This window comes from Sulfuricurvum sp. (assembly GCF_028688295.1).
Classification (GTDB): domain Bacteria; phylum Campylobacterota; class Campylobacteria; order Campylobacterales; family Sulfurimonadaceae; genus Sulfuricurvum.
Genome location: NZ_JAQTYM010000005.1, coordinates 1 through 24,239, shown reverse-complemented (window position 1 = coordinate 24,239; position 24,239 = coordinate 1). Strand labels below are relative to the sequence as shown.

The 24,239-nt window shown below is 43.0% G+C and carries 24 protein-coding genes, 1 tRNA gene and 1 pseudogene; 9 read left to right on the top strand and 17 right to left on the bottom strand.

Annotation, left to right across the window (positions count from 1 at the left end; translation table 11 throughout):
- Positions 1-4: 4 nt before the first annotated feature.
- The 10 genes from PHR02_RS02420 to PHR02_RS02375 all read right to left on the bottom strand — a co-directional run bounded on the left by PHR02_RS02420 (position 5) and on the right by PHR02_RS02375 (position 8,622).
- Positions 5-586 (bottom strand): hypothetical protein, encoded by a 582-nt coding sequence (locus tag PHR02_RS02420; RefSeq protein WP_299988424.1) that lies wholly within the window; start codon positions 584-586, stop codon positions 5-7.
- The gene (locus PHR02_RS02415) at positions 564-1,316 is read right to left on the bottom strand and encodes a UDP-2,3-diacylglucosamine diphosphatase (protein WP_299988422.1); all 753 of its coding nucleotides are present in this window, start codon (positions 1,314-1,316) and stop codon (positions 564-566) included. Before PHR02_RS02415 ends, PHR02_RS02420 begins: the two co-directional genes overlap by 23 nt.
- A gap of 71 nt (positions 1,317-1,387) precedes the next feature.
- Positions 1,388-2,158, bottom strand: coding sequence for an RMD1 family protein (locus PHR02_RS02410; RefSeq protein ID WP_299988419.1), 771 nt, complete (start codon positions 2,156-2,158; stop codon positions 1,388-1,390).
- Between the two features lie 43 nt (positions 2,159-2,201).
- Complete coding sequence (gene pstB, locus PHR02_RS02405) at positions 2,202-2,987, bottom strand: phosphate ABC transporter ATP-binding protein PstB (protein ID WP_299988416.1); 786 nt, start codon at positions 2,985-2,987, stop codon at positions 2,202-2,204.
- Positions 2,988-2,991: 4 nt separating this feature from the next.
- On the bottom strand, positions 2,992-3,834 hold the full coding sequence (gene pstA, locus PHR02_RS02400) for a phosphate ABC transporter permease PstA (protein WP_299988414.1): 843 nt from the start codon (positions 3,832-3,834) through the stop codon (positions 2,992-2,994).
- Positions 3,831-4,682, bottom strand: a complete 852-nt coding sequence (pstC, locus tag PHR02_RS02395) for a phosphate ABC transporter permease subunit PstC (RefSeq protein WP_299988412.1) — start codon at positions 4,680-4,682, stop codon at positions 3,831-3,833. The genes pstA and pstC overlap by 4 nt, the downstream gene beginning before the upstream one ends.
- Positions 4,683-4,728: 46 nt before the next feature.
- Positions 4,729-5,826, bottom strand: coding sequence for a hypothetical protein (locus tag PHR02_RS02390; protein WP_299988410.1), 1,098 nt, complete (start codon positions 5,824-5,826; stop codon positions 4,729-4,731).
- Positions 5,823-7,235 carry a HAMP domain-containing sensor histidine kinase gene (locus tag PHR02_RS02385; RefSeq protein WP_299988407.1) on the bottom strand — a complete coding sequence of 471 codons (1,413 nt, stop codon included), beginning with the start codon at positions 7,233-7,235 and terminating at the stop codon, positions 5,823-5,825. The genes PHR02_RS02390 and PHR02_RS02385 overlap by 4 nt, the downstream gene beginning before the upstream one ends.
- Positions 7,229-7,903: a response regulator transcription factor gene (locus tag PHR02_RS02380; RefSeq protein ID WP_299988403.1), complete on the bottom strand. Its 675-nt coding sequence runs from the start codon at positions 7,901-7,903 to the stop codon at positions 7,229-7,231. Before PHR02_RS02380 ends, PHR02_RS02385 begins: the two co-directional genes overlap by 7 nt.
- A 47-nt stretch (positions 7,904-7,950) precedes the next feature.
- A complete protein-coding gene (locus tag PHR02_RS02375; RefSeq protein ID WP_299988400.1) occupies positions 7,951-8,622 on the bottom strand; it encodes a PhoU domain-containing protein in 672 nt (223 codons plus the stop codon).
- A gap of 145 nt (positions 8,623-8,767) precedes the next feature.
- Between PHR02_RS02375 and pstS the strand changes: the two genes are divergently transcribed.
- The 3 genes from pstS (at position 8,768) to PHR02_RS02360 (ending at position 11,944) form a co-directional block, all read left to right on the top strand.
- Positions 8,768-9,769 carry a phosphate ABC transporter substrate-binding protein PstS gene (gene pstS / locus PHR02_RS02370; RefSeq protein ID WP_299988397.1) on the top strand — a complete coding sequence of 334 codons (1,002 nt, stop codon included), beginning with the start codon at positions 8,768-8,770 and terminating at the stop codon, positions 9,767-9,769.
- A 317-nt stretch (positions 9,770-10,086) separates the two neighbouring features.
- A complete protein-coding gene (locus tag PHR02_RS02365; RefSeq protein ID WP_299988395.1) occupies positions 10,087-11,442 on the top strand; it encodes a hypothetical protein in 1,356 nt (451 codons plus the stop codon).
- A gap of 106 nt (positions 11,443-11,548) precedes the next feature.
- Positions 11,549-11,944 carry a hypothetical protein gene (locus PHR02_RS02360; RefSeq protein WP_299988392.1) on the top strand — a complete coding sequence of 132 codons (396 nt, stop codon included), beginning with the start codon at positions 11,549-11,551 and terminating at the stop codon, positions 11,942-11,944.
- A 43-nt stretch (positions 11,945-11,987) separates the two neighbouring features.
- Here PHR02_RS02360 and PHR02_RS02355 read toward each other — a convergent pair whose 3' ends face one another.
- Entirely contained in the window at positions 11,988-12,515 is a 528-nt protein-coding gene (locus PHR02_RS02355) for a SurA N-terminal domain-containing protein (protein WP_299988389.1), read from the bottom strand.
- 172 nt (positions 12,516-12,687) lie between these two features.
- Here PHR02_RS02355 and PHR02_RS02350 point away from each other — a divergent pair, with 172 nt between their 5' ends.
- Genes PHR02_RS02350 through PHR02_RS02340 form a run of 3 tightly spaced genes read left to right on the top strand, consistent with a single transcriptional unit; the run spans position 12,688 to position 14,619 of the window.
- Positions 12,688-13,122: a hemerythrin domain-containing protein gene (locus PHR02_RS02350; protein ID WP_299988387.1), complete on the top strand. Its 435-nt coding sequence runs from the start codon at positions 12,688-12,690 to the stop codon at positions 13,120-13,122.
- Positions 13,119-13,361, top strand: coding sequence for a DUF2249 domain-containing protein (locus PHR02_RS02345; protein WP_299988384.1), 243 nt, complete (start codon positions 13,119-13,121; stop codon positions 13,359-13,361). The genes PHR02_RS02350 and PHR02_RS02345 overlap by 4 nt, the downstream gene beginning before the upstream one ends.
- A complete protein-coding gene (locus PHR02_RS02340) occupies positions 13,354-14,619 on the top strand; it encodes a hypothetical protein (RefSeq protein WP_299988381.1) in 1,266 nt (421 codons plus the stop codon). Before PHR02_RS02345 ends, PHR02_RS02340 begins: the two co-directional genes overlap by 8 nt.
- Here PHR02_RS02340 and PHR02_RS02335 read toward each other — a convergent pair.
- Positions 14,592-15,278, bottom strand: coding sequence for an SIMPL domain-containing protein (locus PHR02_RS02335; protein ID WP_299988378.1), 687 nt, complete (start codon positions 15,276-15,278; stop codon positions 14,592-14,594). The genes PHR02_RS02340 and PHR02_RS02335 overlap by 28 nt on opposite strands.
- A 71-nt stretch (positions 15,279-15,349) precedes the next feature.
- Between PHR02_RS02335 and PHR02_RS02330 the strand changes: the two genes are divergently transcribed.
- Entirely contained in the window at positions 15,350-16,600 is a 1,251-nt protein-coding gene (locus PHR02_RS02330; protein WP_299988375.1) for an MgtC/SapB family protein, read from the top strand.
- Between the two features lie 12 nt (positions 16,601-16,612).
- Here the strand turns inward: PHR02_RS02330 and PHR02_RS02325 are convergent, their stop codons facing one another.
- The 4 genes from PHR02_RS02325 to PHR02_RS02310 all read right to left on the bottom strand — a co-directional run bounded on the left by PHR02_RS02325 (position 16,613) and on the right by PHR02_RS02310 (position 20,910).
- Complete coding sequence (locus PHR02_RS02325) at positions 16,613-18,157, bottom strand: YfiR/HmsC family protein (RefSeq protein WP_299988372.1); 1,545 nt, start codon at positions 18,155-18,157, stop codon at positions 16,613-16,615.
- A gap of 20 nt (positions 18,158-18,177) precedes the next feature.
- On the bottom strand, positions 18,178-20,289 hold the full coding sequence (locus tag PHR02_RS02320) for a TonB-dependent receptor (RefSeq protein ID WP_299988369.1): 2,112 nt from the start codon (positions 20,287-20,289) through the stop codon (positions 18,178-18,180).
- Between the two features lie 57 nt (positions 20,290-20,346).
- Positions 20,347-20,434 (bottom strand) — tRNA-Ser (locus PHR02_RS02315).
- Positions 20,435-20,478: 44 nt separating this feature from the next.
- Complete coding sequence (locus PHR02_RS02310) at positions 20,479-20,910, bottom strand: hypothetical protein (RefSeq protein WP_299988366.1); 432 nt, start codon at positions 20,908-20,910, stop codon at positions 20,479-20,481.
- A 254-nt stretch (positions 20,911-21,164) separates the two neighbouring features.
- Between PHR02_RS02310 and PHR02_RS02305 the strand changes: the two genes are divergently transcribed.
- Both PHR02_RS02305 and PHR02_RS02300 read left to right on the top strand, forming a co-directional pair.
- The gene (locus PHR02_RS02305) at positions 21,165-22,262 is read left to right on the top strand and encodes a deoxyguanosinetriphosphate triphosphohydrolase (protein WP_299988362.1); all 1,098 of its coding nucleotides are present in this window, start codon (positions 21,165-21,167) and stop codon (positions 22,260-22,262) included.
- Positions 22,259-23,479, top strand: coding sequence for an NAD(P)/FAD-dependent oxidoreductase (locus PHR02_RS02300; protein ID WP_299988359.1), 1,221 nt, complete (start codon positions 22,259-22,261; stop codon positions 23,477-23,479). Before PHR02_RS02305 ends, PHR02_RS02300 begins: the two co-directional genes overlap by 4 nt.
- Positions 23,480-23,496: 17 nt before the next feature.
- Here PHR02_RS02300 and PHR02_RS02295 read toward each other — a convergent pair.
- A pseudogene (locus PHR02_RS02295) lies at positions 23,497-24,239 on the bottom strand (translational GTPase TypA); the annotation flags it as partial.

The following is a 24,239-nucleotide window of genomic DNA, read 5'->3' as shown; positions in this document are numbered from 1 at the left end:
CTATTCACCCTGCTCGGTAGCTTCGCTCATAAACCTCTTGGTAGCGTACTTCGTTAGAATGGATATTATTTTGAAGGTGTTCTATTTCACGTACAATCGCAAACAGATCACTCGGAGAAAGCTCATTGGATTTGAATTTTTGGATCGGATGGAGCGCGTGAACATAGGGGGCGAAGGTGCTCTTTTTACTTCTTTGCATCAGCTTGTAGGCATAATGCAAATCATCAGCGTTGCTTTTGGAACAAAACCATCGTCGCGAATCGTGAATCCCCAGTCGAAACACCTGAGAAAAGATAATCCCAATCCAATCATACTGCGTTCCATTCTTTTTCAACTGACGTTTTTCAACCCGCTCGATGATCTCAGCGGGAAGAGTCAGTTTGCAAATTTCCCAATCATTCGACTGGATGTCGATCATTTCGGCTCTAGAAACTAAGCGAAACCGATCATTAGAGTGATACAACCCATCACTTCGACCAAACTCACAATGTGAATAGGGACTCTTTGTCCATAAGCGGATGAGCTTGTCTCTAAAGTTACCGCTCCCTTTGTAAAAAACGATACTAACTGTTTTGGTGGTGTTCATAAATTTCAAACCTTCCATCGTAATGTTCGACGACCGCCGTGCACGATTCGACCCAATCACCGCAGTTGAGATATTCGATATCATTGATGAGGCGTATCTCCGCATGATGGATGTGCCCGCAGATCACCCCATCGTATCCGCCATCATCGGCGTGAGAAGATAGGATTTCCTCATAATCGGTGATAAAACTCACGGCTTGTTTGACACTTTGTTTAGCCATTTTTGACAATGACCAGTAGTGGTATTTACCAAATAATCGGCGTACCGTATTGATCGGACGGTTCAGCCGCAGCATAAAAAGATAACAACGATCACCCAAATGGGCGACCCATTTTTTGGTCATGGTAACCGCATCGAACATATCGCCATGAACGACGAGGTAGCGTTTACCATTGAGCGCGTAATGGACTTTTTCATGTGATATGGTGATATTATCCCCCATCACCATGGGTAAAAAGGGACGTAAAAACTCATCATGGTTACCGATAATGTAGTGAACTTGCGTCCCTTTGCGGGCTTTGCGGAGGATTTTTTGGAGTACGTCAGATTGGGCTTGGCTCCATCGCCAGTTGCGGCGCAGTTCCCATCCGTCGATAATGTCGCCGACAAGGTAGAGATGTTCGCACTCGACGTTTCGGATAAACTCTAAGAGATGCTCCGATTGAGCGTCCCGTGTTCCAAGATGGAGATCCGAGATAAAAACACTTCTATACGCTAATAGATCATTCATGAAACAGAGTTTAGTACGGTAGCATTACAATACGGTGACCGTTTTATCACCTAATGGTAACAGAGGGGGAGTTATTTCAGAAAAAAATCGTACAACCCCATAACGATTTCAACGCCGATCAAGATGATAATGATCCACTCCAAAAACTCACTTTTTTTATGGTTGATAATGTCCATCACCAACATCACATCTTCTTTGATCTGTGCTAGTTTTGATAAAGCGATTTCGTGACGATCATACAGTTCGAGAATAAATGCCAAACGATTATAAAGCGCTTCCGCATCTCCATCATCCCATAAAATATTCGGTTTATCCAATAACAAAAGATTGCTCACCATGTCATGACGGGTAAGGGCAAGCCGTTTAACGAAGCTCATAAGATGGGACCGTCTGGAGATCGAAAACGTGTGGATGGACTCCACAATATGGCGACTTTGGGCGAACAAGGTATCAAGCCGCTTCTCATAATGCTCCAACCCCACACTCTGAGAGATTGCCAAAGCGATAATGTTAAGACTAAGGGGTGACGTATCACGTAAAAGGATCACTTCGTTAGTAATCTCAAAGTTTTTGGCCAAATCACCATCCATCATGATAGGGTAATCTTGGGTGATGAGATTTTCATCCTCTAAAGAGATATTGAGGAGGCTCAGTGCATTGAGGATCTCTTTTTTCTCTTCAGCAATCAAGGTTAAAACCCCAAATGGGGCAAGTACAACGTGATAATGTTCGTTGTGCCCGAAATAACCGTTCTCAACCCCTTTTATGAGGTTAAGATCGAGCGAATATTCAATTTGTGTTTTGGTGAGAGGACGGAGCAGATAAAGTGATAAAAGATTCATGGTACTTCCTGTGAGCGATTGGTGACATCCTATAAGGATTATATCACCCAAACTTACCGGTGATGTACTCTTGGGTGAGTTTTTCTTTTGGGGTAACAAATAGCTCTTCAGTGTTGCCTAGCTCCACCAAATCTCCTAAATACATAAATCCGGTGTAATCACTTACACGTGCGGCTTGTTGCATGTTATGGGTAACGATAATGATCGATACGCGCTCTTTGAGCTCGATAACCAGTTTTTCGATCCCCTGAGTCGAGATCGGATCGAGTGCAGAGGTTGGTTCGTCAAAAAGCAATACTTCCGGCTCTACCGCAATCGCGCGTGCGATACAGAGACGTTGTTGTTGTCCGCCTGAGAGACCGTTAGCATCGTGTTTGAGACGATCGCTTACCTCTTTCCATATAGCGGCATCTTGGAGTGCTTTTTCTACGCGACCATCGAGCTCGGTTTTGTTTTTGATCCCCTGCAAGCGCATACCGTAAGCAACATTGTCATAAATCGACATCGGAAACGCGGTCGGTTTTTGGAAAATCATCCCGATTTTGGTACGAAGATGGATTAAATCTTCTTTCGGATCTAGGATATTACGCCCTTCAAACTCGATTTCACCTTCGTATTTGTTCCCAGGATAGAGGTCATGCATACGGTTAAATGCACGTAGCAATGTAGTTTTACCACATCCTGATGGCCCGATTAACGCTGTAATCGCATTTTTGGCGATCGGCATAGTTACTTTTTTCAAACTCGGTGCCGGAGCGCCTTTGTAGGTGAAGTCAAAATTGCGTACTTGGAGTGCGCACTCTTCTTTGATATCGATAATACTTGCCATAATGTTATTTCCTTTTTCCGGCTAATAAAATAAGTCGTCCGATGATATTCAGACCTAAAATAAACATCGAGAGGATGAAAGCAGCTGCCCATCCGAGTTGCTGCCAATCATCATACGGACTGATTGCATAGTTAAACATCGTTACCGTAAGCGAAGGCATTGCTTGATTCAGATCAGTCGTGAAAAAATTATCATTAAACGAAGTAAAGAGCAATGGTGCTGTCTCTCCGGCAACGCGGGCAATCCCCAACAATACACCGGTCAAAATCCCTGCTTTCGCACCACGATAGACGACATCGATAATCACTTTATACTTAGGTGCACCCAGAGCGAACGCGGCTTCACGCAGTGTTCCGGGAACCAATTGAAGCATATCATCCGTTGTACGTAAAATAATCGGAATCATCATAATTGCCAATGCAATTGCTCCCGCCCAGGCACTAAAATGTCCCATCGGCATAACAATAACGGCATAAACAAACGCTCCGATAACGATAGAGGGTGCCGACATCATAATATCCGAAATATCACGGATTGTATGGGCAAGTTTCGAGTTTTTACCGTATTCACTGAGGTAAGTTCCCGCCATAATTCCCAGAGGGACTCCGATAACGGTTGCGAGTCCCACCAAAATCAGCTGACCGACAAGGGCGTGTTTAAGACCACTGTCCGCATAACCCGGAGGTGAACCCTCATAAATAAAGATACTCCAGCTTAGAGCATCAAGCCCTTTCATCACAAGTACACCAAGAATCCAAAATAAAAAACTAAGTGCGATAACAGCGCTCAATGTTGAAAAAGCAAGTGCGATTTTGTTGATAACAATCCGTTTTTGAACTGCGGTCATTGTCCTTTCCTCACTTTACGTAAAAAGTAAAACTTCGCAATGGCGATCACCACAAAGCTCATAATGAGCAACGTGAGCGCCAACCCGAATAAGCTTGAGAAATAAAGCGATGAATCCGCTTCGGTAAACTCATTGGCCAATGTGACCGGAATCGAAGTTGTCGGATCCATAATCGAGCTTGGGGTGTGATGGACATTCCCCATAACAAACGTTACCGCCATTGTTTCCCCGATTGCACGACCGAGTGCGAGGATAAGTGAGCCGATAATCCCCGCTTTTGCGTAAGGGATGATGACGTCTTTGATGACATCCCATTGTGTCCCCCCCAGCGCATACGCCGACTCTTTCAAAATATCAGGAGTTGTGTTCATCGCATCACGAGTGACCGCTGCCATAAACGGCAAAATCATGATGGAGAGAACGATTCCCGCAGCGAGTAGCCCGATTCCCATTCCACCAAAAATATCACGCAAGATCGGAACAAAGAAAAAGAGCCCCCACATCCCGTAAATAACAGAAGGGATAGCGGCGAGGAGCTCAATGCTCACTCCGAAGAACCCTTTGATTTTATCATGGGCGATTTCGCTCAAAAAGATTGCAACGCCGATGGCGATAGGAATCGCTAAAAGCATGGCCAAAAAGGTTGAGGCAACAGAGCCGAAAATCGCCGCATACGCACCAAATTTTTCCAGATTTGGTGCCCATTCATCTTTGGTGATGAAATCAAGTCCGAACGTTTGCATCGCCTCGGTCGACTCATTAAAGAGAACCACAAATATCCAGGCAACGATGAAAAGAACTAACAGTGCACTGGCGCGGGTCATATTTAAGAAGATTTTATCAATCATGCCAAGCCTTATCCTAAAAAATATGTGCAATTTTAGACTATGATGATTACGACTCCGTTACCAAGTACCTCTTTAGCCACACCAGGGCTTGATCGCGGCTGCTAAACAACTGATTCAACTGTGCTTCGTAAGCCGCGTCTAAAATGGTTTTAAATGATTCCGAGGGTGACAACCCGTGAGCAATTAAATCTCGCCCCATCAGAAGTGGTATAGGCGGTTGTGAGAGAGTTCCCCATTTGCGCGCATGCATGATTATTTTGAGAACACGCATCGCTAAGCTATGGTGAAACGTAATGCGTTCCAACACACCAATTGGATCATCGCAATGGAGAAGCAAGGCAGCGAGAAGAAACGTTAAACGCTCCTGCGGCGTGTCGTATGTTTGTTGGGCTAACTGATCAACGCGTGTCAATGTCTCATCCCATGCCTCTTCATCAAACACACCAAAGAGTCTCCTACCCCCAAAACTCTCCAAAAGACGTAATCCGATCGAGGGGGTATTTGAGAGGATAAGCAGTTTTTTAATCTCCTCAAAAATCCGCTCTTTCGGGAGTTCTTCGAGGGCACCCTTGGCGATCATACTCTGACACAAGAGCAAAAGCTGCTCATCACACGTCAATGTAAAACGTGCGGCAAATTGTATCGCACGTAATATCCGCAGGGGATCATCGACAAACGTTTCAGGGTCAACGCAACGGAGGATTTTAGCGTTTAAATCTCCTACTCCGTTATAAGGATCGAGAAGTGATTGTGTTATGGGGTCGTAACCGATCGCGTTAATGGTAAAATCGCGACGACGAGCAGCCGATGCAAAATCGAGTTCACTCACCCAAAGTACCTCAAACCCTTTATGCCCGAATCCCGATTTAGATTCGGTTCGTGGCGGTGCAAAATCGATCGAATAGCCCTCATAGGAGAGCTTTAGAACACCGAAACTTTTACCGTAAAGCCCCAATTTTCCAAAAGGTCTTAGGAGGGTTTCAAGTGCTTCGAGAGAGGTAACTCCATAAAGCTCAATATCCAAATCAGCAGTAGCGTGTCCGGTAAAATAATCGCGGACAAATCCGCCGACAAAAATAGCTTTAATCCCCTCAGCGGATAAATGTTCGATGAGTTTTACCAAACAAAGAGGGAGTGGGATCATTTTTTGGTTATTTTCTTTTTCTCGATGAAATTGGTAAGTGAAAAACTAAATGTTGAACCGAGCCCGAATGTACTTTCTATCCGCAGTTCTGAATCATGCAATTTGAGGATATAGCTAACGATAGAGAGCCCTAGCCCCATCGAGTTGTCCCAACGATTTTTTTGAACACGGTAAAACTTGGAAGTAATTTTATCGAGTTCACTAGGGGCAATTCCGATTCCTTTGTCACAAATACTGAGCGTGCTCTCGCTGAGCCTAACGACCACCTCTTCTTCAGAGTATTTGAGGGCATTATCGATGAGATTAGTGAGGATCAGCTCAATCATCGTCTTATCGGCAAATACACTCTTTGAAACCCCTTCATAGCGAATGGTACGTCCAGGGTATTTAGCCTGTAAAATTGATATAGAATCATGACATGCTTCGGAGAGTTCAAACCTCGAAGGCTTAATCGAAAGATCATTATTTTCGAGTTTCACAGAGAGGGCAAGCCGATCGAGCATCAGTGTAACACGGTGGGTATTGGAGAGAATTTTATCGAGAAATTTAGCCCGTATTTTGGGATCGAGATGTAAATCATCTTGCAGTGTTTCCGCATAACCCATAATCGCGGCAATCGGATTTTTAAACTCATGGCTGATAGCTGAGAGGATATCATTTTGCTGTTTGTTGATTAATCGGAGCTTGGCGGTATGTTTACGCTTTTGTTTATCTCGATTTTGGAGCTTTTTAACCAAATTTTTGAGCATGATCGAGATTTGTAAAAATTCGCGGAAATACTCTGGCTTAAGAATGACTTGATAGTTTTTAGCCGATATTTGATCGAGATAATGGGTAATCTGCTGGATGTCATAACGGGTTTTTTTAGAGATATTGTAGGCAATGATAAGGGCGATAACGACCAAAATACCAAACGCCCCGACAAGTTTAATCCAGAGGAGATAAAAATGGTCCATCACACTATCAAGGCTCATCGCTAAACGGAGATAAAATGTTTTATCAGGGGTCACAATTTTGTGGGCAACATAGATAAAATCATTTTTTACGGTGTTCGAATAGCGGATAGCCACCCCATAAGGCTGAGTCATCGCGTGCATCACCTCAATACGTCCAGAATGGTTCTCCATCGTATTTTTATCCGCATCGCTCTCGGCAATAACCGTCCCATCTTCATCGATAATGGTCACACGAAGAAAAGTTCTTCCCGAAGCTTGCGCCACAAAACGATCATAATCTTTGGTTATACTTATCAGAGGGTTCAGAAGATTAATATTTTGTACCAGTCGCTCTTCGCTGTCCTGGATGATCATCGATTTAAGGGTAAAATAACTAATAAGCGAAGCAACAAAGAGTGCTGCGACAAAAAGACCTAAAACATTGAGGAAAAAAAGCTGATGGATCCTTAGCACAGTGTGTAACCAACTCCCCGCACGGTTTTGATATATTCTTTACTTTTATCCGGGTCTATTTTTTCTTTTAGGCGATTGATGGCAACATTAACAGTGCGGTCTTGATACACTTCATCGCTTCCCCAAACATGTTCCAAGAGATAATCGCGTTCCAGTACAACGTTTTCATTGACAATAAGTGCATGTAAAAGATCAAATTCGAGTTTTGTGAGTTCTACTGGATTTGCCTCAATCACTACGGTACGCGCCCCAAGGTTGAGCGTGATATCACGATAGGTTAAAAGACCTTCATTCGGACGTTTTTGGGTACGGCGTAAAATCGCTTTGACCCGTAAAACCAACTCTTTCATGCTAAAGGGTTTGGTAATATAGTCATCTCCTCCACGCTCGAAACCTTGTTCGATATCTTCATCTTTTTGTTTTGCACTGACAAAAATAACCGGTGTTTGTATCCCCCGTTTGCGAAGCGACTCCACAAATTCAGATCCCTCGGCACCGGGGAGATTACGATCCATCAAAATAAGGTCTACTCTCTCTTCTTCGAGAGCATTAACGACGTGTTTTGTGTTGAGAAAACCGATGGTCTCATACCCCTCTTTTCCCAAGTGATACTCCATCAGTTCTAATATGTCTTGTTCATCTTCGACAATCAGTATCAGTGTCTCCACCGCTAGCCTCTTTTGAATAAATTTTGAATACTTACGCATCTACAGAACTAATTATGAAGGTTTAGTTCTCCACCTTTTTGTGCATAAAGCATCAATGACGCAATATTAACCGTACGATCACCGATTCGTTCCAGTTTACGCAATGTCCCCAACACTCTAACGTACTCAACGGCGAGCTCATCCGCGTCGATGATAAGATTCAAGAGCTCTTTTTCCATAATCGAGAAAAGATCGTCATTTTTAGACTCTTCTACCATTACTTTACGGTAAATATCATCCGCATCGCACGCATCAATATCACTCAAACATTCTGCAATGTATTGTAACGCATTGATCGTCGTTTTGTGCAATTGAATAATCGCATTGGTCAAAACAGACATATCACATCCCCCCATGCAATGATCATGGAGACGTTTGCTGTATTTTTTGAGCCCATCACCAATACGGTCGATTTCATTGGTCATTTTCAGATATGCCACGAGCAGACGCAGTTCATCCGCTTCCGGTCCGAAGAGGGCAAATGTTTTAATGATTTCGTTATCGATTTTATTCGCTTCGGCTTGAATATTTTTAATATATGTGCGGGATGTTTCATACAATTCAGTGTTATCGGTCTCAAATGCTTTAAGCGTCTCTTCACTCGATTGGATGATTTGAGAAAGCATGAGTGAAATCATTGAACGGATTTCGTTAAGTTTGTTTTCATAGCGTGGTAGCATTGGTGCGCCTTTGATATAAATGATGTGCGCGATTATAACAATGGTTTATAACCGAGAGATTACAAACACTAAGGCCCTTTTGTAATCGTTTCGTTACCCGGTAGTTCTACAATACCGCCATCAAAAATTCCTAAAGGATTCTATTATGCTTAGAAACATAACAAAAGGTTTGGTGATCGCAGCAGTAGCAGCATCATCGATGATCGCGGCAGACAAAATCAACGGTGCGGGTGCTACCTTCCCGGCTCCATGTTATTACGACTGGGCATATAACTACCAAAAAGCGACCAAAACTCGTGTTAACTACCAATCAATCGGTTCAGGCGGCGGTATCAAACAAATTACTGAACGCGTTGTGCAATTCGGTGCGACCGATGCTCCATTGACACCAAAAGAGTTAGACAAAGCAAAATTGTACCAATTCCCGGCAGTTTTCGGATCAATCGCAGTAGCGCATAACATCCCTGGTGTTAAAGATGAAGCGTTGAAACTTAAAAACAGCGTTGTTGCTGAAATCTTTGCAGGTACTATCACCATGTGGAACGATCCGAAAATCGTTGCTGACAATGCAGGACTTAATCTTCCGGCGAAAAAAATCATTGTTGCTCACCGTTCTGACGGATCAGGAACGACTCACGTATTTACGGATTATTTGAGCAATGTTTCTCCAATGTGGAAAAGCAAATTCGGAACCGGTAAAGCGATCGGTTGGGCAACCGGTGTCGGCGGAAAAGGGAATGAGGGTGTAACAAACATCGTTAAAGAAACTCCTTACTCTATCGGTTATATCGAAAACGCATATAAAGAGAAAAATAACCTCTCAGCAGCAACACTTCAAACCGCTAGCGGTAAATGGGTCACTGCTCGCAAAACAAACTTCCAAAATGCAATCGACAAAGCATCATGGACGAAAAAAGACCACTTCTATGGTTCACTTGTAGCAGGTCAAGGTGATTCTACGTATCCAATCGTAGCAGCAACCTATATCTTGATGCCACGTGAAACAGCCGATATCAATAAACAAACTATTGCATTTTTTGATCACTCATTCCGTAACGGTGATAAAGCGGCTGAAAAATTAGGATATATCCCTCTCTCAATTGATGCAACAAATCTTGTTCGTCAATACTGGGCAGAAAGTAAATAATTTTTCTCTAAAACGGTCATCCTGAACTTGATTCAGGATCTATAGATTGCGGATCATGTCCGCAATGACAAAAAAGCCACCTCTAAAAACACCTCGGTGTCTTTAAAGGTGTCCTAATCAGGCCCAACGTTCATTCTCCTTCTTCAATTCCTTAAGTTTAGCTCCATTGTCCTTGCGTATGCGTTCAGTGGAGCATTATTTTCGTTTTCATCCCCTTGTTCTTTATTCATTTTCCTTATCGTAATCATTCTGTAATGTAACAATCATGTAATCAAATTTCTCTACAATGACACCACTAAAAAACAGGAGTGATTCTTATGAAAAAAGTTGCATTATCAGCCCTTGCTGCGGCGATGATCAGTGGCGTTGCATCAGCAGATGCTTTGACCCTCTACAGTGATCCTAAAACAGGACAAGTTTATACAACTCCGGGCGAAGGCCGCGTGGAGATGGGCGATTTCGTTGACGCAAAAACTGTTGACATGGCTGATCGTGAAATCGAATCTAGCTTTTCAGAGTACAAAGATGCGGCTAAAAAATACACCAATGTAAAATCTAAAGCAAAAACTCTTGAGTTTAGCGGAACTCATTACCTAGGATTTACAACAGCTGATCCAGAGACCAAAAGTTCTACAAAAGGGCGTTCATCTGGTTTTGAAATGCGTCGTAACTACGTTCAAGTAAAAGCATTTTTTAATGACAAAGATTACGCTCGTGTAACTATGGATACAACAAAAGAGTTGTCATCTGATACAGGTACACTTCCTGAAGGCGGTGATTTGAAAACTTCTCAAGGTGGTGGTTACGCAGATGTATTTATCAAATACGCATACCTCTATTTGGATAACGTTCTTCCATATACAGGTGTAGAAGCGGGTATCGTTCACCGTCCATGGATCGACTATGAAGAGCACAATGCATGGCATTACCGTTCATTCAACAAAGTTGCTTTGGAAGAAAAATCAACTCCAACTGAATCGGGTGTTGACCTTATTAACTCTGCGGATTTTGGAGTAAACTTTAAAACTAAAACTGAAAACTTCAGCTCTGAAATCGGTGTTTTCAATGGTGAAGGGTACCATGCAGATAAAAAAGCAGGTAACCAACAAAATGATTCTAAGCTCTCTGTTGAATGGCGCCTTACAGGTCACTTGATCGGAAGTGGTAAAAAAATTGGTAAAAACGATCGAACAAAAGATAGTTATTTAAATATCTCTACAATGGGTATTGTTTCACACAATCATAAAGATGACAACATTGCTATCGGTGATGCAGCTGAATACGATCGTACATTCTACGGTATCCATGCAGTCTATAACCAACCAGAATTTTTGTTAGCAGCACAATATGTAAAGGCAGATGATGATGTTCGTATCGCTTCAGGTACTGACTCTGAATACGATTTATTCTCAATCAATGCTGAAATCCGTCCATTTACCGATTGGACCATCATCGGTCGTTACGATGATTATAAAAAAGAGAACAAAACAGCAGCAGGAGTAACAACACTTTCATACGAAGGTACTAAAAAAATTGCTGCTCTTGCATATAAATATAACAAAAACGTAAGTTTCATCGGTACGGCAAAATATATCGATGAAGAAAATGCAGCTGGTACAGATACTGGAGCATCTAAAGATGTGTATATGTTGACTACCGAATTAAAATGGTAATCCTTTAATAGCTCATTCTCCTTTTCTCCCGCATTTGCGGGAGCCATTTTAATTCATCCCTTTTTCGCTACAATACCTCTACTTCACTTTATAAAGAAACCTAAACATGATTACTGTAAATTTAATTCTCACCATTGTGGGACTGTTGTTCCTTCTTATCGGACTGGTTGCTCTGTACGTCTGGAGCAATAAAAAGAAACCTCCCCCAAATGTAACTCCTGCATCAATCGAAACCTTTGAAACCCTCAGTGCGATCATCAAAAACAGCACCTCTAGTGCGTCCGAGCTCAATCGCGCCATCAATCTGATTTTAGAGCGTTTCTCAACGATTAATACCCATAGTATCGGTAGCTACAAACATCTCCTCGAAGCGCTTTGTACTCATCCGAAAACGGATTCGAAACTGATTTTAAAGTTTGAAAAAACATTGAGAAGCAAAAATCCCGATTATGGGGATGAGATTGAACGTGCACTGGCGATAGGATTAGCGGCGAGAGGGTGAAAAATAGTGGTTAAAGAGTAGTAATTAGTGCGTGAGCAGGGGCTCACGGTACTTTTATTTCTACTTTTGCAGCTTTGCGCAGAGTATCGGTAGTTTTATTCATGTGCGCTTTGAATTTTTCGAGCTTGATAAATTGTACAATTTCTCTTTTTGCCGCTTCAAAAGGGACCGTTTTATCCCCTTGCTTCATTTTGTCTTTATTAGCATCATAAAACGTTTGCGCCTCTTTATCGGTAACGCTGATTTTCCCCATTTGTTGTTTCATCCACATATCAACCGCTAAATCATTTTTCAATGCGGCGTATTGCGCTTTAAATGCTGGTGTATTTTGGATGCCGCTTTTAGTCACTTCTGTTTTAACCAGTTCTTGGTTAATGAGTTGTTCGACCACTTGACGTTTCATTTTTGCATCGAGTTTTTCATAACTCATCCCACCCATTGCTTTGTTAACAAAAGTGTTAGCATCGCTAGTAGTTATCGCTTTACCGTTGATCGTAGCAAGTGTAGCAGGGGCAGCAAAAACGAATGATGAAGAGATAACAAGTGAGGCAAGAGCGAGAGAGAGTTTCATAAAGTTCCTTTTGGAAAAGTGTTTGGGTATTATAGTGTGTCTTTAATACAAAAACGTTAATAGATCCTCTCTCTCAAAGATGAAGATGATTATTTTTTATCTTGATATCGATCAAGAGTTATCTCACCCATTCCCTTTATACTATCGTTACAATATAATCAAGGGGATAGTAATGATTTTAGAATTTATGCGTGAGGATCATCGTTCATGTGATCATCTTTTTACCGAAGCGGAAAACGCGCTCGCTGATAAAAAAACTGAAGAAGCCGCAACACTGTTTGAATCGTTCTACCAAGCGACCAATCACCATTTCGATATGGAGGAGCGTGAGCTCTTTATCGCCTTCGAAAAACGGACAGGGATGATGGGGGGACCGACACAAATGATGCGCTACGAGCACCAACAGCTACGCAGTTTACTCGAATCGATGAAAAGCGCCTTGAATGAAAATCGTCATGACGATTTTTTCGGAATCGGAGAATCGATGATGATCATGCTCCAACAGCACAATATGAAAGAGGAACAAATGCTCTATCCGATGATCGATCGCGCCCTCGGAGGGGACGCAGAACTGATGGTTCAAACCCTAAAAGGTATGGAGCCGTGATCCTCCTAGATACCCGCGAGCTCGACCATCCGGTTCCGCTGGAGATGGCCGTCTCTGCGTTTAAAAAACTACACGCTGACGAGGTGATTCACATGATCCACCGCCGTGAGCCGATCCCGTTGTTTGAGATCATCACCAAAAACGGCGGTCGATACCTCAGCGTCATGGAGGATGAGGCACTATGGCACATCTACATCACCCGCTCATCTACACTCCATCTGGAGCATGAGTATGTATAACGGCCTCTCCCTCGATCAAGCGCCTCCCCTTTCGGTAGTCATCCGCTTTTTTCTCACCGTTCCCCTCTTTGGTTTAGCGCTTTGCATGATCTTATTTCTTGATCCTATCGCCGTCTTAACCCCAAACCACCCCCTTTCACTCGCAGCCATACATCTGATGTTTTTAGGGGTCATTACGATGAGCATGATCGGTGCGCTGTTTCAAATGCAGAGTGTTTTGGGAGGACGCCCTATCCCCGCACCGTTAGGAAATGCCTTTTTGATTCACCTCTTTTTGGTGATCGGTATCCTCTCTTTGAGCGGTGCATTTATCTACACTCAGCCGATCCTTTTTGTGATTGCGTCGATCGCGCTAGGGGCTTCGATCCTCCATAGTGCCAACCTCATCCTACCCCTTCTCTTTGGGGGAGTGACTCATGATACCCTCCGTGGAATGCGTCTCGCCCTCATCGCCCTCTCCCTCACTGCGATTTTAGGGATCGTCATGGCGAGTGAATATGCCAATGAGAGCTTTAGTGCTGCTCACGATGCACTCCGAAATGCCCACTATTCGCTCGGTCTTATCGGATGGGTCGCGGCATTGATTATCGCTGTAGCGTTTCAGGTTGTTGAGATGTTTTACGTCACCGCGTCGTATAGCTCTTGGTGCAAGCGAAATGCGTTTAAAGTGATCGCTGTCACCTTGATACTAAAGCTTATTTGGCTTATCATCGCATGGCCGTTTGTTTGGGTGTTTGATCTGGTTATTGGGGCGTTATTGGTCGGTTTTGTTGCTACAACGGTGAAACGGTTAAAAGAGCGCAAACGTCGTGTTAGCGATGTGAGCATTTGGTTATGGGCTTCAGGGATGGTTCTTCTCACCCTATCTATCCTCACCTACGCGCTCTTTAATATCACCCTTAACGCATCGCTTCTGAGTTTTGCACTGATCGCGTTTGCCCTCTTCGCATTAGCAATCATTCTAGCAATGATGGGGAAAATCGTCCCTTTTTTGGTGTGGTTTCATCTCAATTCCGCAGGCTTTATGGACGCACCGATTATGTCGAATATTATCCCGACCCAGCGTGTCAAAGGGGTATTTTGGCTTTTTGCCATAACCTCAGTTCTGATATTGTCAGGAGTATTTTATCCTCCGCTATTACAGCTTGGAGCCCTATCAGGAGGGGCAATGTTCACACTCTTACTCATAAACCTGATTAAGGCTCTCAAGCTTTATCGTTACACCCTAGTTCACGGTACGCGCTTCGAGCAGATATAGCTCACCGTTGCATCCAGTGAGGACTCTTCATCTCGCTGAATCGGGCTCTCGGTACCAACCGAATCGGCCATCATCATCGCCTTCATCATAACGGGGTGCGGTTGTGCTATGCCGCCGAAGTTGACCGATTCCACGGCACACTCCAGTGCCGTCTCTTTGGAAAAAGCCTCCGCTTGAGCTTTCGCACTGCGTAACAACTCCACACGCAATGATTGTTTCACCATTTTTTGGGTTTTCTCACTCACCCCCCATGATAATGCCCCCTCCGATTTTCGAACACTCGGAGCACTCACCTTATCGATTTTAGCTATGAGGGTGTTGTACTCCTCGATCGCTTTAAATTCGCATCCGAAATTTAAATTACCGCTATAGCCGATGAACTCTTGTTTTTGATCTTTATAGCTATAGCGCGGCGAGAGGTGATAGCCGCCCCCTTGACAAAATTCTCCCTTAGGATCGAACCCTTTTACTGCCGCAACTATTAGATTGAGGTGCTCTTTTATCGTCGTGGAGTTTTTGCTTTGCTCTTCAAAACTGAGACTCCCTTGCAACACATCCGGTTTCAACGATTGTGAAACCTGCTCGTTTGTCGTGATGTTCATCGTCGCATGCACCCATAATGGCAAGAATAGCGCCGTGACCAGTGTAATTTTTCGCATAAATGCACCTCATCGTTAAGATTTTATGATTTCCATTGTATCATGTAAAAGTTCATGAAAAGGATGATGAGATGGAACCACTCTTTATTCAAAATACTATTCTTTCACTTGTTTTGGGCTTTTTAATCGGGTTGCAACGTGAAATGCACATTATTTATTCCAATAAAACCCGAGATTTTGGAGGGGCTAGAACTTTTTCGATGATCTCTTTGTTTGGGTTTCTCTCTGCATGGTTCAGTACTTTTTTCCCCTACTTTTTCTTGATTGCAACAGTCGTAATGGGCAGTTTGCTGATTGCGGCATACATCATCAACAGCCTCTCAGTCAGCGAAAAGGGGGCAACAACTGAATTTGCCGCCCTGGTTACGTTTGTTATAGGGGGTATTTTGACCGCTACACCTCCAATATTTGCCGTATTTACGACTATCATCGTCCTCTTTATCCTCAACATCAAAGAATCGGTCCAAGAATACGAGCAAACCATTACCAAAAAAGATCTCAGCGCCGCGATATTGTTCATGATTATGACCTTTGTGATCCTCCCGATTTTACCCGATCGCGCTATCGATCCGATGGGACTTATCAACCTCTATCGCATCTGGATTATGGTGGTTTTGGTGGCGGGCATATCCTTTTTTGGCTATATCGCCATCCGTATTTTAGGCTCAACCCACGGTATCGGCGTTGCAGGACTTTTTGGCGGTTTGGTCTCTTCGACGGCGGTGGCGATGAGCATGGCTCGCCGTGTTCATGAAAACGGTTTTTTAGCCAAAAATCTCGCTTTAGGGATCACTCTGGCCTCGTCGATGATGCTCATTCGGGCCGGTATCGAGATGTCGGTTATTAATCCCACTTTGACAAAAATGTTTATTCTCCCCATCATCGTCGGCTCAATTACCGGCTACCTCTACATCGGTTACCTCTATTTCACCAGTAAACGAGAAAACATCCCCCAAAACATCGAATTCAAAAATCCCTTCGATCTAAAAGAAGCACTTCTCATGGGATTGGTATTTGGAGCTACCCTTGCACTGATCGAACTCTCCAATCGCTACATTGGGGATATGGGGGTTTATGCAGTCGCACTCGTCTCAGGGATTGCCGATGTCGATGCCATCATCCTATCCCTCTCCTCACACGCGAAAAATGGTTTAAACCCCATAACAGCTCATAATGCGATTCTTATCGCTATTATCAGTAACAGCGTAGCCAAAGCGGCACTTGTGCTCTTTCTAGGAAAATTTGCCCTCTTTCGAATCGTAGCGATCTATTATCTGATCTCAATAGGAGCGTTTAGTATTACAGCAGCATTAACACTCTAACACCTTCACACATTAATACTGAATCGTATTTCTTCCGCTCTCTTTGGCAATGTAGAGGGCATTATCCGCCGTCTTGATCAGGGCATCTTTGTCTTGAGCTTTTTTCATCGTAGAAAGTCCAATACTCACCGTTACTTTTCTTCCCAGATGAAAATCATACCCTTCAATAGTCGATCTAAAGTTCTCAGCAAGCGTTACTGCGTCTTCGAGAGGGGTATTGGTCGCAAGAATCATAAACTCTTCACCCCCCCATCGTACACAGATATCAGTGTCTCGCGTCTGTTGATTCATTAAAGAGGCGATGATTTTTAAGACACGGTCTCCTTTATCATGCCCATAACTGTCGTTAATCATCTTGAAGTGGTCGACGTCGATAAAGAGGATGGAGAATGGCGTTTCGTATCGATGGTATTTTTGGATCTCCGCTTGCATCGTCTCCATCAATGCTCTTCGGTTAAACAAACCGGTCAGCGGATCGGTTTGCGAAAGGGCATTAAGCAGTTTGTTTTGTTTAAAGACATAAAGAATGAGTAAAACAATAATCCCAAAAAGAATCAGTAAGATACCAATTGCTCCGCGTTGTGTCGAAATAATCCCCTCTTTCTGAACCAAATTTTCATTTTGTGTTGCAATCTCTGCGTTTAGTGCCTTTAATTCGTTATTCGCATCCGTTATCTCTTGCTGCTTTTCTTGATACGATTTTAGGAGATACTCTAGCTCTTTCTCTTTCTCTTTGATATTTTTTTCTTCGACCAAAAGTCTCTCTTTTTGTAGGTCGATATTGTTATAAATCGTCTGTAATTCACGTTCTTGCGCACTAATCGTATTTTTTTGCTCATTAATCGATTGCAGCTGTTTTGCAATCATCGCGCTTTGTATTTCAATCTTGCTTTGCTGCTCTTGGAGTGCGGCTTTTTGTTTTTCAAGGGCAGCCATCTTTTCAGCAAGCTCGCCATTTCTCTCTTTAATTTTTTTATTTAATTCGCCAATCGTCTCTTTTTGTTCTTTAAGCTCATACTGTGAACTTTTATAAAGCTTTGCAACGTCGATCTCACTGCCGCCCAAAAGTACTAAATCGGGGGAAATCTTTAACGAACGGTTGAGAATATTGGCTTTATTAATTTCAAATGTGACCATTTGCTCACGCTGAAACAGATTGATCATCACCTTTTGTTTCTCTTTATATCCATCACTAATGAGCAATACTGCATCAGATTCATACGTATTGAAAAACTTCTCATATAACGCACTGTTTTGTTCATCAACATAGACCGCTTGAATATTTTTCGGCAACACTCTGCCATCATAAAACGTCACTTTGATTCTTTTATCGTTGAGGAGTTTACGCGATGAGAGCATTAAAAACATATTTTTTAGATTTTCATTTTGAGACGCTACGAGGAGATGATATTGGTAAAAATTTGATTCATTTGGCCACGTCGTATGCTTTAAAAAATTGTAAACATACGCCGCTTTTACCTGATCGCTGTTCACCTCTTTTGCGTTTAACAAGCTGACAAAAAACACCAAAAAAAAGAAACTAATAATTTTCATCATGTCCTACATACTCACTGATATTAGATACTCATACTAAACGCAATTGAAAACATACGTGTATCTTGTGGAGATTGGTATTTACTGCTGCTATTATAACGCACCCCATAATAATGCTCATCAAAAAGGTTATCCACTTTTAGCGAAATTTTTGTATGTTTATCAAACGCATAACTGCCAAAAAGATTCGTCACAAAATGACCGTTTAGTCTCGCTAAAATCCCATTATCATACGGTGCCGCCATAATCGGGCTTACCCATCGAAATGATGGAGAAACTCGCCAATCTCCATAACGCAATGTCCCACCCCCTTTTAACACATGTGATGCACTATAAGGTATTGCATAATCGTACGTGTATTTGATCTTCCCATCGATATAACTATAATTACTCCAGTAACTCAGATCGTACCCCGAAAAAAACGACTTCCCCTGATACGAGATATCTCCACCGTACACAACCGCTTGCGTAGAGTTATCCGCCCCAACCGTTTCGATAATCGTCGTATCGGGGATAAAGTTCGCTTTCTCAGGTAAAAATTCTTCATTCGAGATAATATCTTTGATCCTAGAGTAGTAGATCGAAAAGCTCAACTGATCATTTTGGGTTAAAAACCAATCCATATCATATTCAATATTTTTACTTTTTTCTGGTTTTAGGTCAGGATTTGCAACTCTAAAACGTGGCGTTTGGTAGGTATTTCCATCCCCTAATGTATTGGCTTCTAACGGACTTCCATACATTTTATATTTTTGATAATTTGAGGGGGCTAGATAAGCTTGCGAATAGATCAGCTTATGCGTCATAGCATCATTAGAGTGGATAAGGGCAACCCGTGGGTTAAACGTAGACCCATATTCCGTACTTTGATCGTACCGACCAGCGAGAGAGAGCTGAAGATTCTCATTCAGAGCAATTTGATCTTGAAGATACATCGCACTATTGCGCCATCGAATAGTAAAAATAGGGGCCACTATTGTCTCATTCGTCCCCGCATAATAAATATTTTCCGATAAACTAGGTGATGGTAAATCCATCGTCATCGGCGTTGATTCAAACCACTCGTGTGAAAATCCCAAAAGGAGATCGTGATTTTCTACCTTGGTGTTTAAGGTCTCCTCTAGAGCATAACGCTCTGATTTCGAGTATTTGTATCCGGGTTTGTAAGCGGTATATTTGTTGATAAAATAGCTATCAATCAAAAGCTCTGTCGAATCGTAACTGAGTGTCGTCGTAGAATGGATATCTTCGAATATTTTACTACTATAGCGACCATAATATCCCATTAGTTCCGTATTGAGATTCGAGTCATTATCAAATATATTACTAGTAGAGTTCCCCTGATTCATCGCAATTAGGGTCGATTCTGAGGAGTACCGGTAGTTTGCACCCATATCAAAACCGCCATTTTGATACCGTGCGCTGATTGATTTGGAAATATGAGGCTGAAAATCGAACTCTTTATTTCGACTGGATACAATAAAATCCTGAGGGTACTCTTTTTCGAGATCATAATCTTGATCATTATGATAATGCGCTTTCAGATTCAATCGCCCCTCTCCCAAGGCAATCGATTTTATCCCATAAGCGTATCGATACCCATTTTTTCCTCCGGAGATTCCGATCTCATCGTTCGGAACTTGAGTGCTGATGAGATTAATAACACCGCTGAGTGCATCCGCACCATACACCACCGATGCTGCACCATAAAGGACTTCAACCCGTTCAATCCCAAATAGCGGGTATTGCATCGAATGGCTTAGTATCTCTCCATCACTCTGATCAATCTCTATCCCGTCTTGAAGAACTTTAAAATAGTTGGTCCCCATCACCCCGCGAATCCCGATCTGATTCAAAATCCCGCTATCAGCATAACGCATCACCTGAATTCCAGGCAGATCATTTAAAAGCTCATCCAATCCGCGATATCCGCGATCTTCTATTTGTTCTTTAGAAATAACGATCATTTTAGCGGGGGTAAAATTCAAGCTTTGTTCCGATTTAGAAGCAGAATGGACTTTCATTTGTTGCAAATCATACAAATCAAGCCCAAAAACATCATCCATCAAATCAATTTTATACTCATTGGCACCCAACAAAGAAACGGCTGCGATAAGGGATAAAAGTGGTTTCATAGATTCACCGTTCATAGTTTTTAAGTCGCTGAAAGTACAGTATATAGGGGATTTGTATGGCGGACACCTAGGGGTTCGAACCCTAGATAGGTTTCCCTATACACGCGTTCCAGGCGTGCGCCTTCGACCACTCGGCCAGATGTCCTAATTGAAGCGTGAAATTATAACAAAATGAGCTTAGGATTAGCCTTAATAGCTATATTTACTCTTCTGCGGTTTTTTACGTGCTTGTTCTTTCTTCCATCGACCGTTAATGTGGTTGAGCCATGAGAGAAAAATACCAATCAAAATCAAGGCGGCACACACCTCATACCCAATCGCCCAAATTACAAAGAAAGAGGCTAAATTAAACTGTAAAAAGTACTCATAACTTGCTTCGGCAACAAATAAAAATAAAAACAGTAAGCCCATCAAATACGGGATAGTTGCAATATAAAGGGCTAAGACAAGCCCCTCATACCCCTCCGGTGAAAAGACAAAATCACGATAATCAAGTGATTTCTGAAAAAAATCATTTTCCATTTGGCGACGTGCTTGGAGATTATGATGCTGATATTCCCGTGCGCTGTCTCGAGCACTATCAGAAATCAATGATGACCTTATCTGATTTTTATTATCCATATCTATAAACCTTAGACGCGTGATGATAAATTATATCTTGTTTTACAAAAAAAGTCGGTGGATTATCAAAAGTTTTTTGAGATAATTAAAGATTATAGGTAACCGAAACACGAAGGAGGAGTGTTGCGGTCAAACTATCGAAGGAGAATCGAGTCACCATTGTAGAAAAGAAGTGTTAATTTTGTGTAAAGAGTATTATTTTTGAATCATCTTTAGATGGATATAATTGCATTACACTATACAAAAGGGTTCATGTGCTCCCAAATCAACGTTTTTATCCCATCAGCGATGATTTTCGCTCCCCCTATGCCCGTGACCGTGACCGTATTATTCATTCAGGGAGTTTTCGCCGTCTCGAATACAAAACACAAGTATTTTTAAACTCCCAGGGAGATTTTTTCCGTACCCGACTCACCCACAGCATCGAAGTGAGCCAAATCGCCCGCTCTATTTCTTCACATTTAGGACTCGAAGAATCACTCGCCGAGTCTATCGCCCTCTCTCACGATTTGGGGCATACCCCATTCGGGCACATTGGCGGAGACACCCTTGATGAGTGCTTAAAAGAGCGGGGATTTACTAGCGGCTTTGAGCACAATTTTCAAAGCTTTCGCGTCGTCACCAAACTCGAACAGCGCTATAAAGCCTTTTTAGGACTCAATCTCACTTACGCTACGCTAGAGGGGATACTAAAACACTCGTATCCATATAACAAAGTGTTTTTACCCGATGAGATTCGAGAGGCATTTGCCCTCGATACCCACCCCAGCATCGAAGCGATGATCGTTGATCGTGCCGATGAAATCGCCTACATCAGCCACGATATCGATGATGGCGTAGCCTCAGGGCTGATTAGTTTTGAAACCCTGAAATCCTCTGAGCTGATCCAAATAATTTTGCAAAAAGTATATGACGAGGGGATTCACGAAGATGAGGATGAGATGTTCCGCTACCGTTTTAGCTCCCATCTCATAAATCATCTCGTCTATTCGCTCTTGGAGCACTCCCGTGGTAAAATCGACAATACCAACGTGTTAGCCTCTGTTATTCCAGCTCATGAGCCGATAGTGATCGGATTCGAACCTGACCTTGAGACACAAATCAAAAAACTCAAAAAACTGTTATACCAAGAACTCTACCAACACAAACACATCATGCGTAAAATGTTTGCCGGAAAACAGGCGATTATTGGGTTGTTTAATGCTCTGATGGAAGAGCCGAAGATGTTACCGCGTTACTACCTCGAACAGTGTGAGCGGCGTAATCCTCACCGTGTTATCAGTGACTATATCGCCAGTATGTCGGATCGGTATGCGATGGAGCTGTATAACGAGTTATATGGACGTGTATGAATAAAATAGCAATTATCGGCGGCGGTGCGAGTGGACTTATGGCGGCCCTCTTCGCCGCACGCACAGGTGCTAATGTCACCATTTACGAGCATAACAACAGTGTGGGGAAAAAGATACTCGCTTCGGGGAACGGGCGATGTAACATCATTAACACCACCGCCACGTACGAGGATTATGCAGGAGCTGATCCGCAGTTTGTCACCTATGCACTTAAACAGCTCAATTTTCACTATTTTGAAAAGTTCTGTCACTCTATCGGACTATTACTCGACATAAAAGACGACGGCAGATGCTATCCCCTCTCGAATGAAGCCAAATCGGTACTCATCGCCCTCAAAAGTGCCGTGAGTGAAGCAGGGGTAAAAATCATCACCGATACTAAAGTTACTGCCCTAACAAAACAAGACTCCCATTTCACCGTCCAAACCGATCAGGGCAAACAAAGCTATAACAATGTTTTAATCGCCACGGGAAGTGAAGCGGCTCCACAACTGGGTGCAACGGCAGATGGATACACCTTTGCCCGTGCATTCGGACATGAGATACTCCCTACCTACCCCAGCCTCGTACAGCTCCATCTAAACTCCAAAAACCACCACAAAATGGCAGGGGTTAAAACGACCGCAGAAGTCACCCTATTCATCGATAACAAAAGTAACACAAAAGTAACAGGAGATATCCTATTTGCCGCGTACGGTATTTCGGGGCTAGCCATCCTCGACATCAGCCAACGCGCTTCTAATGCTCTGCTACACAAACAACGCGTTAGTATAGCTCTCAATCTCCTCCCCCGCTATGATCGAGCGAGCCTTGTGAGTGTCATCGAAAAACTATTTGCTTCCGTCCCTAAACACGACGTCCACACCGCCCTCTGCGGTCTACTCCCCGCCAAAATCATCACCTATCTCCTCGAAGATGCCGTAGTTGCACTCTCCACAACCGTATCCACTCTAAATCCAAAAGAGATCAAAAAAATCGCCCATTTGATCGGTGAATGGAAATTTGACGTGATCGATACCCACGGGTTTAAACATGCTGAAGTGAGCGGAGGCGGTGTCTCTACGGCACAAGTCAATAATAAAACGATGGAATCAAAGATTATAGAAGGGCTTTATTTTTCGGGTGAAGTTCTCGATATTGTGGGGAAACGTGGAGGTTATAATTTTAACTTTGCGTGGGCTAGTGGAATGATTGCGGGGAAAGAGATGGGGAAGTAAGCGCTTACGCGCTTAACTTACTTTTTAGCGCCGTAACGTTTACGATCACTAGGATCTAACCAACGTTTACGGATACGGATAGTAAGAGGAGTAACTTCAAGAAGTTCATCGTCTTCGATCCACTCTAATGCACGCTCAAGGTTCATATCACGTGGTGGAACGAGTTTAATCGCTTCATCAGCTCCAGAAGAACGGACGTTTGATTGTGCTTTACCTTTGATCGGGTTAACGTCAAGGTCGTTTGAACGACTGTGCTCACCGATGATCATCCCTTTGTACACTTTTGTTTGAGGCGCTGTGAAAAGGACACCGCGATCTTGAAGGTTGAACAATGAGTACGCTAACGCAACACCGTCTTCCATAGAGATCAACGCTCCGTATTGACGGCTCTCAACATTTCCTGTGTAAGGACGGAATTCCAAGAATGAGTGATTCATTACACCCTCACCTTTGGTATCGGTCAAGAACTGACCACGGAAACCGATCAAACCACGTGCAGGGATTTCGAACTCTACGCGAGTAAAGCCCTCACCCATCGGTACCATTGCTTTCATTTCCGCTTTACGACGACCGAGACGCTCGATGATCGTACCTGCATTGTCTGCCGGAAGGTCAACGACCAAGTGCTCGAATGGTTCACATTTGACCCCTTCGATCTCTTTTACGATAACTTCAGGACGTCCGATACCGAACTCGAAACCTTCACGACGCATGTTTTCTGCAAGAATCGTGATTTGAAGCTCACCACGACCGGAAACGA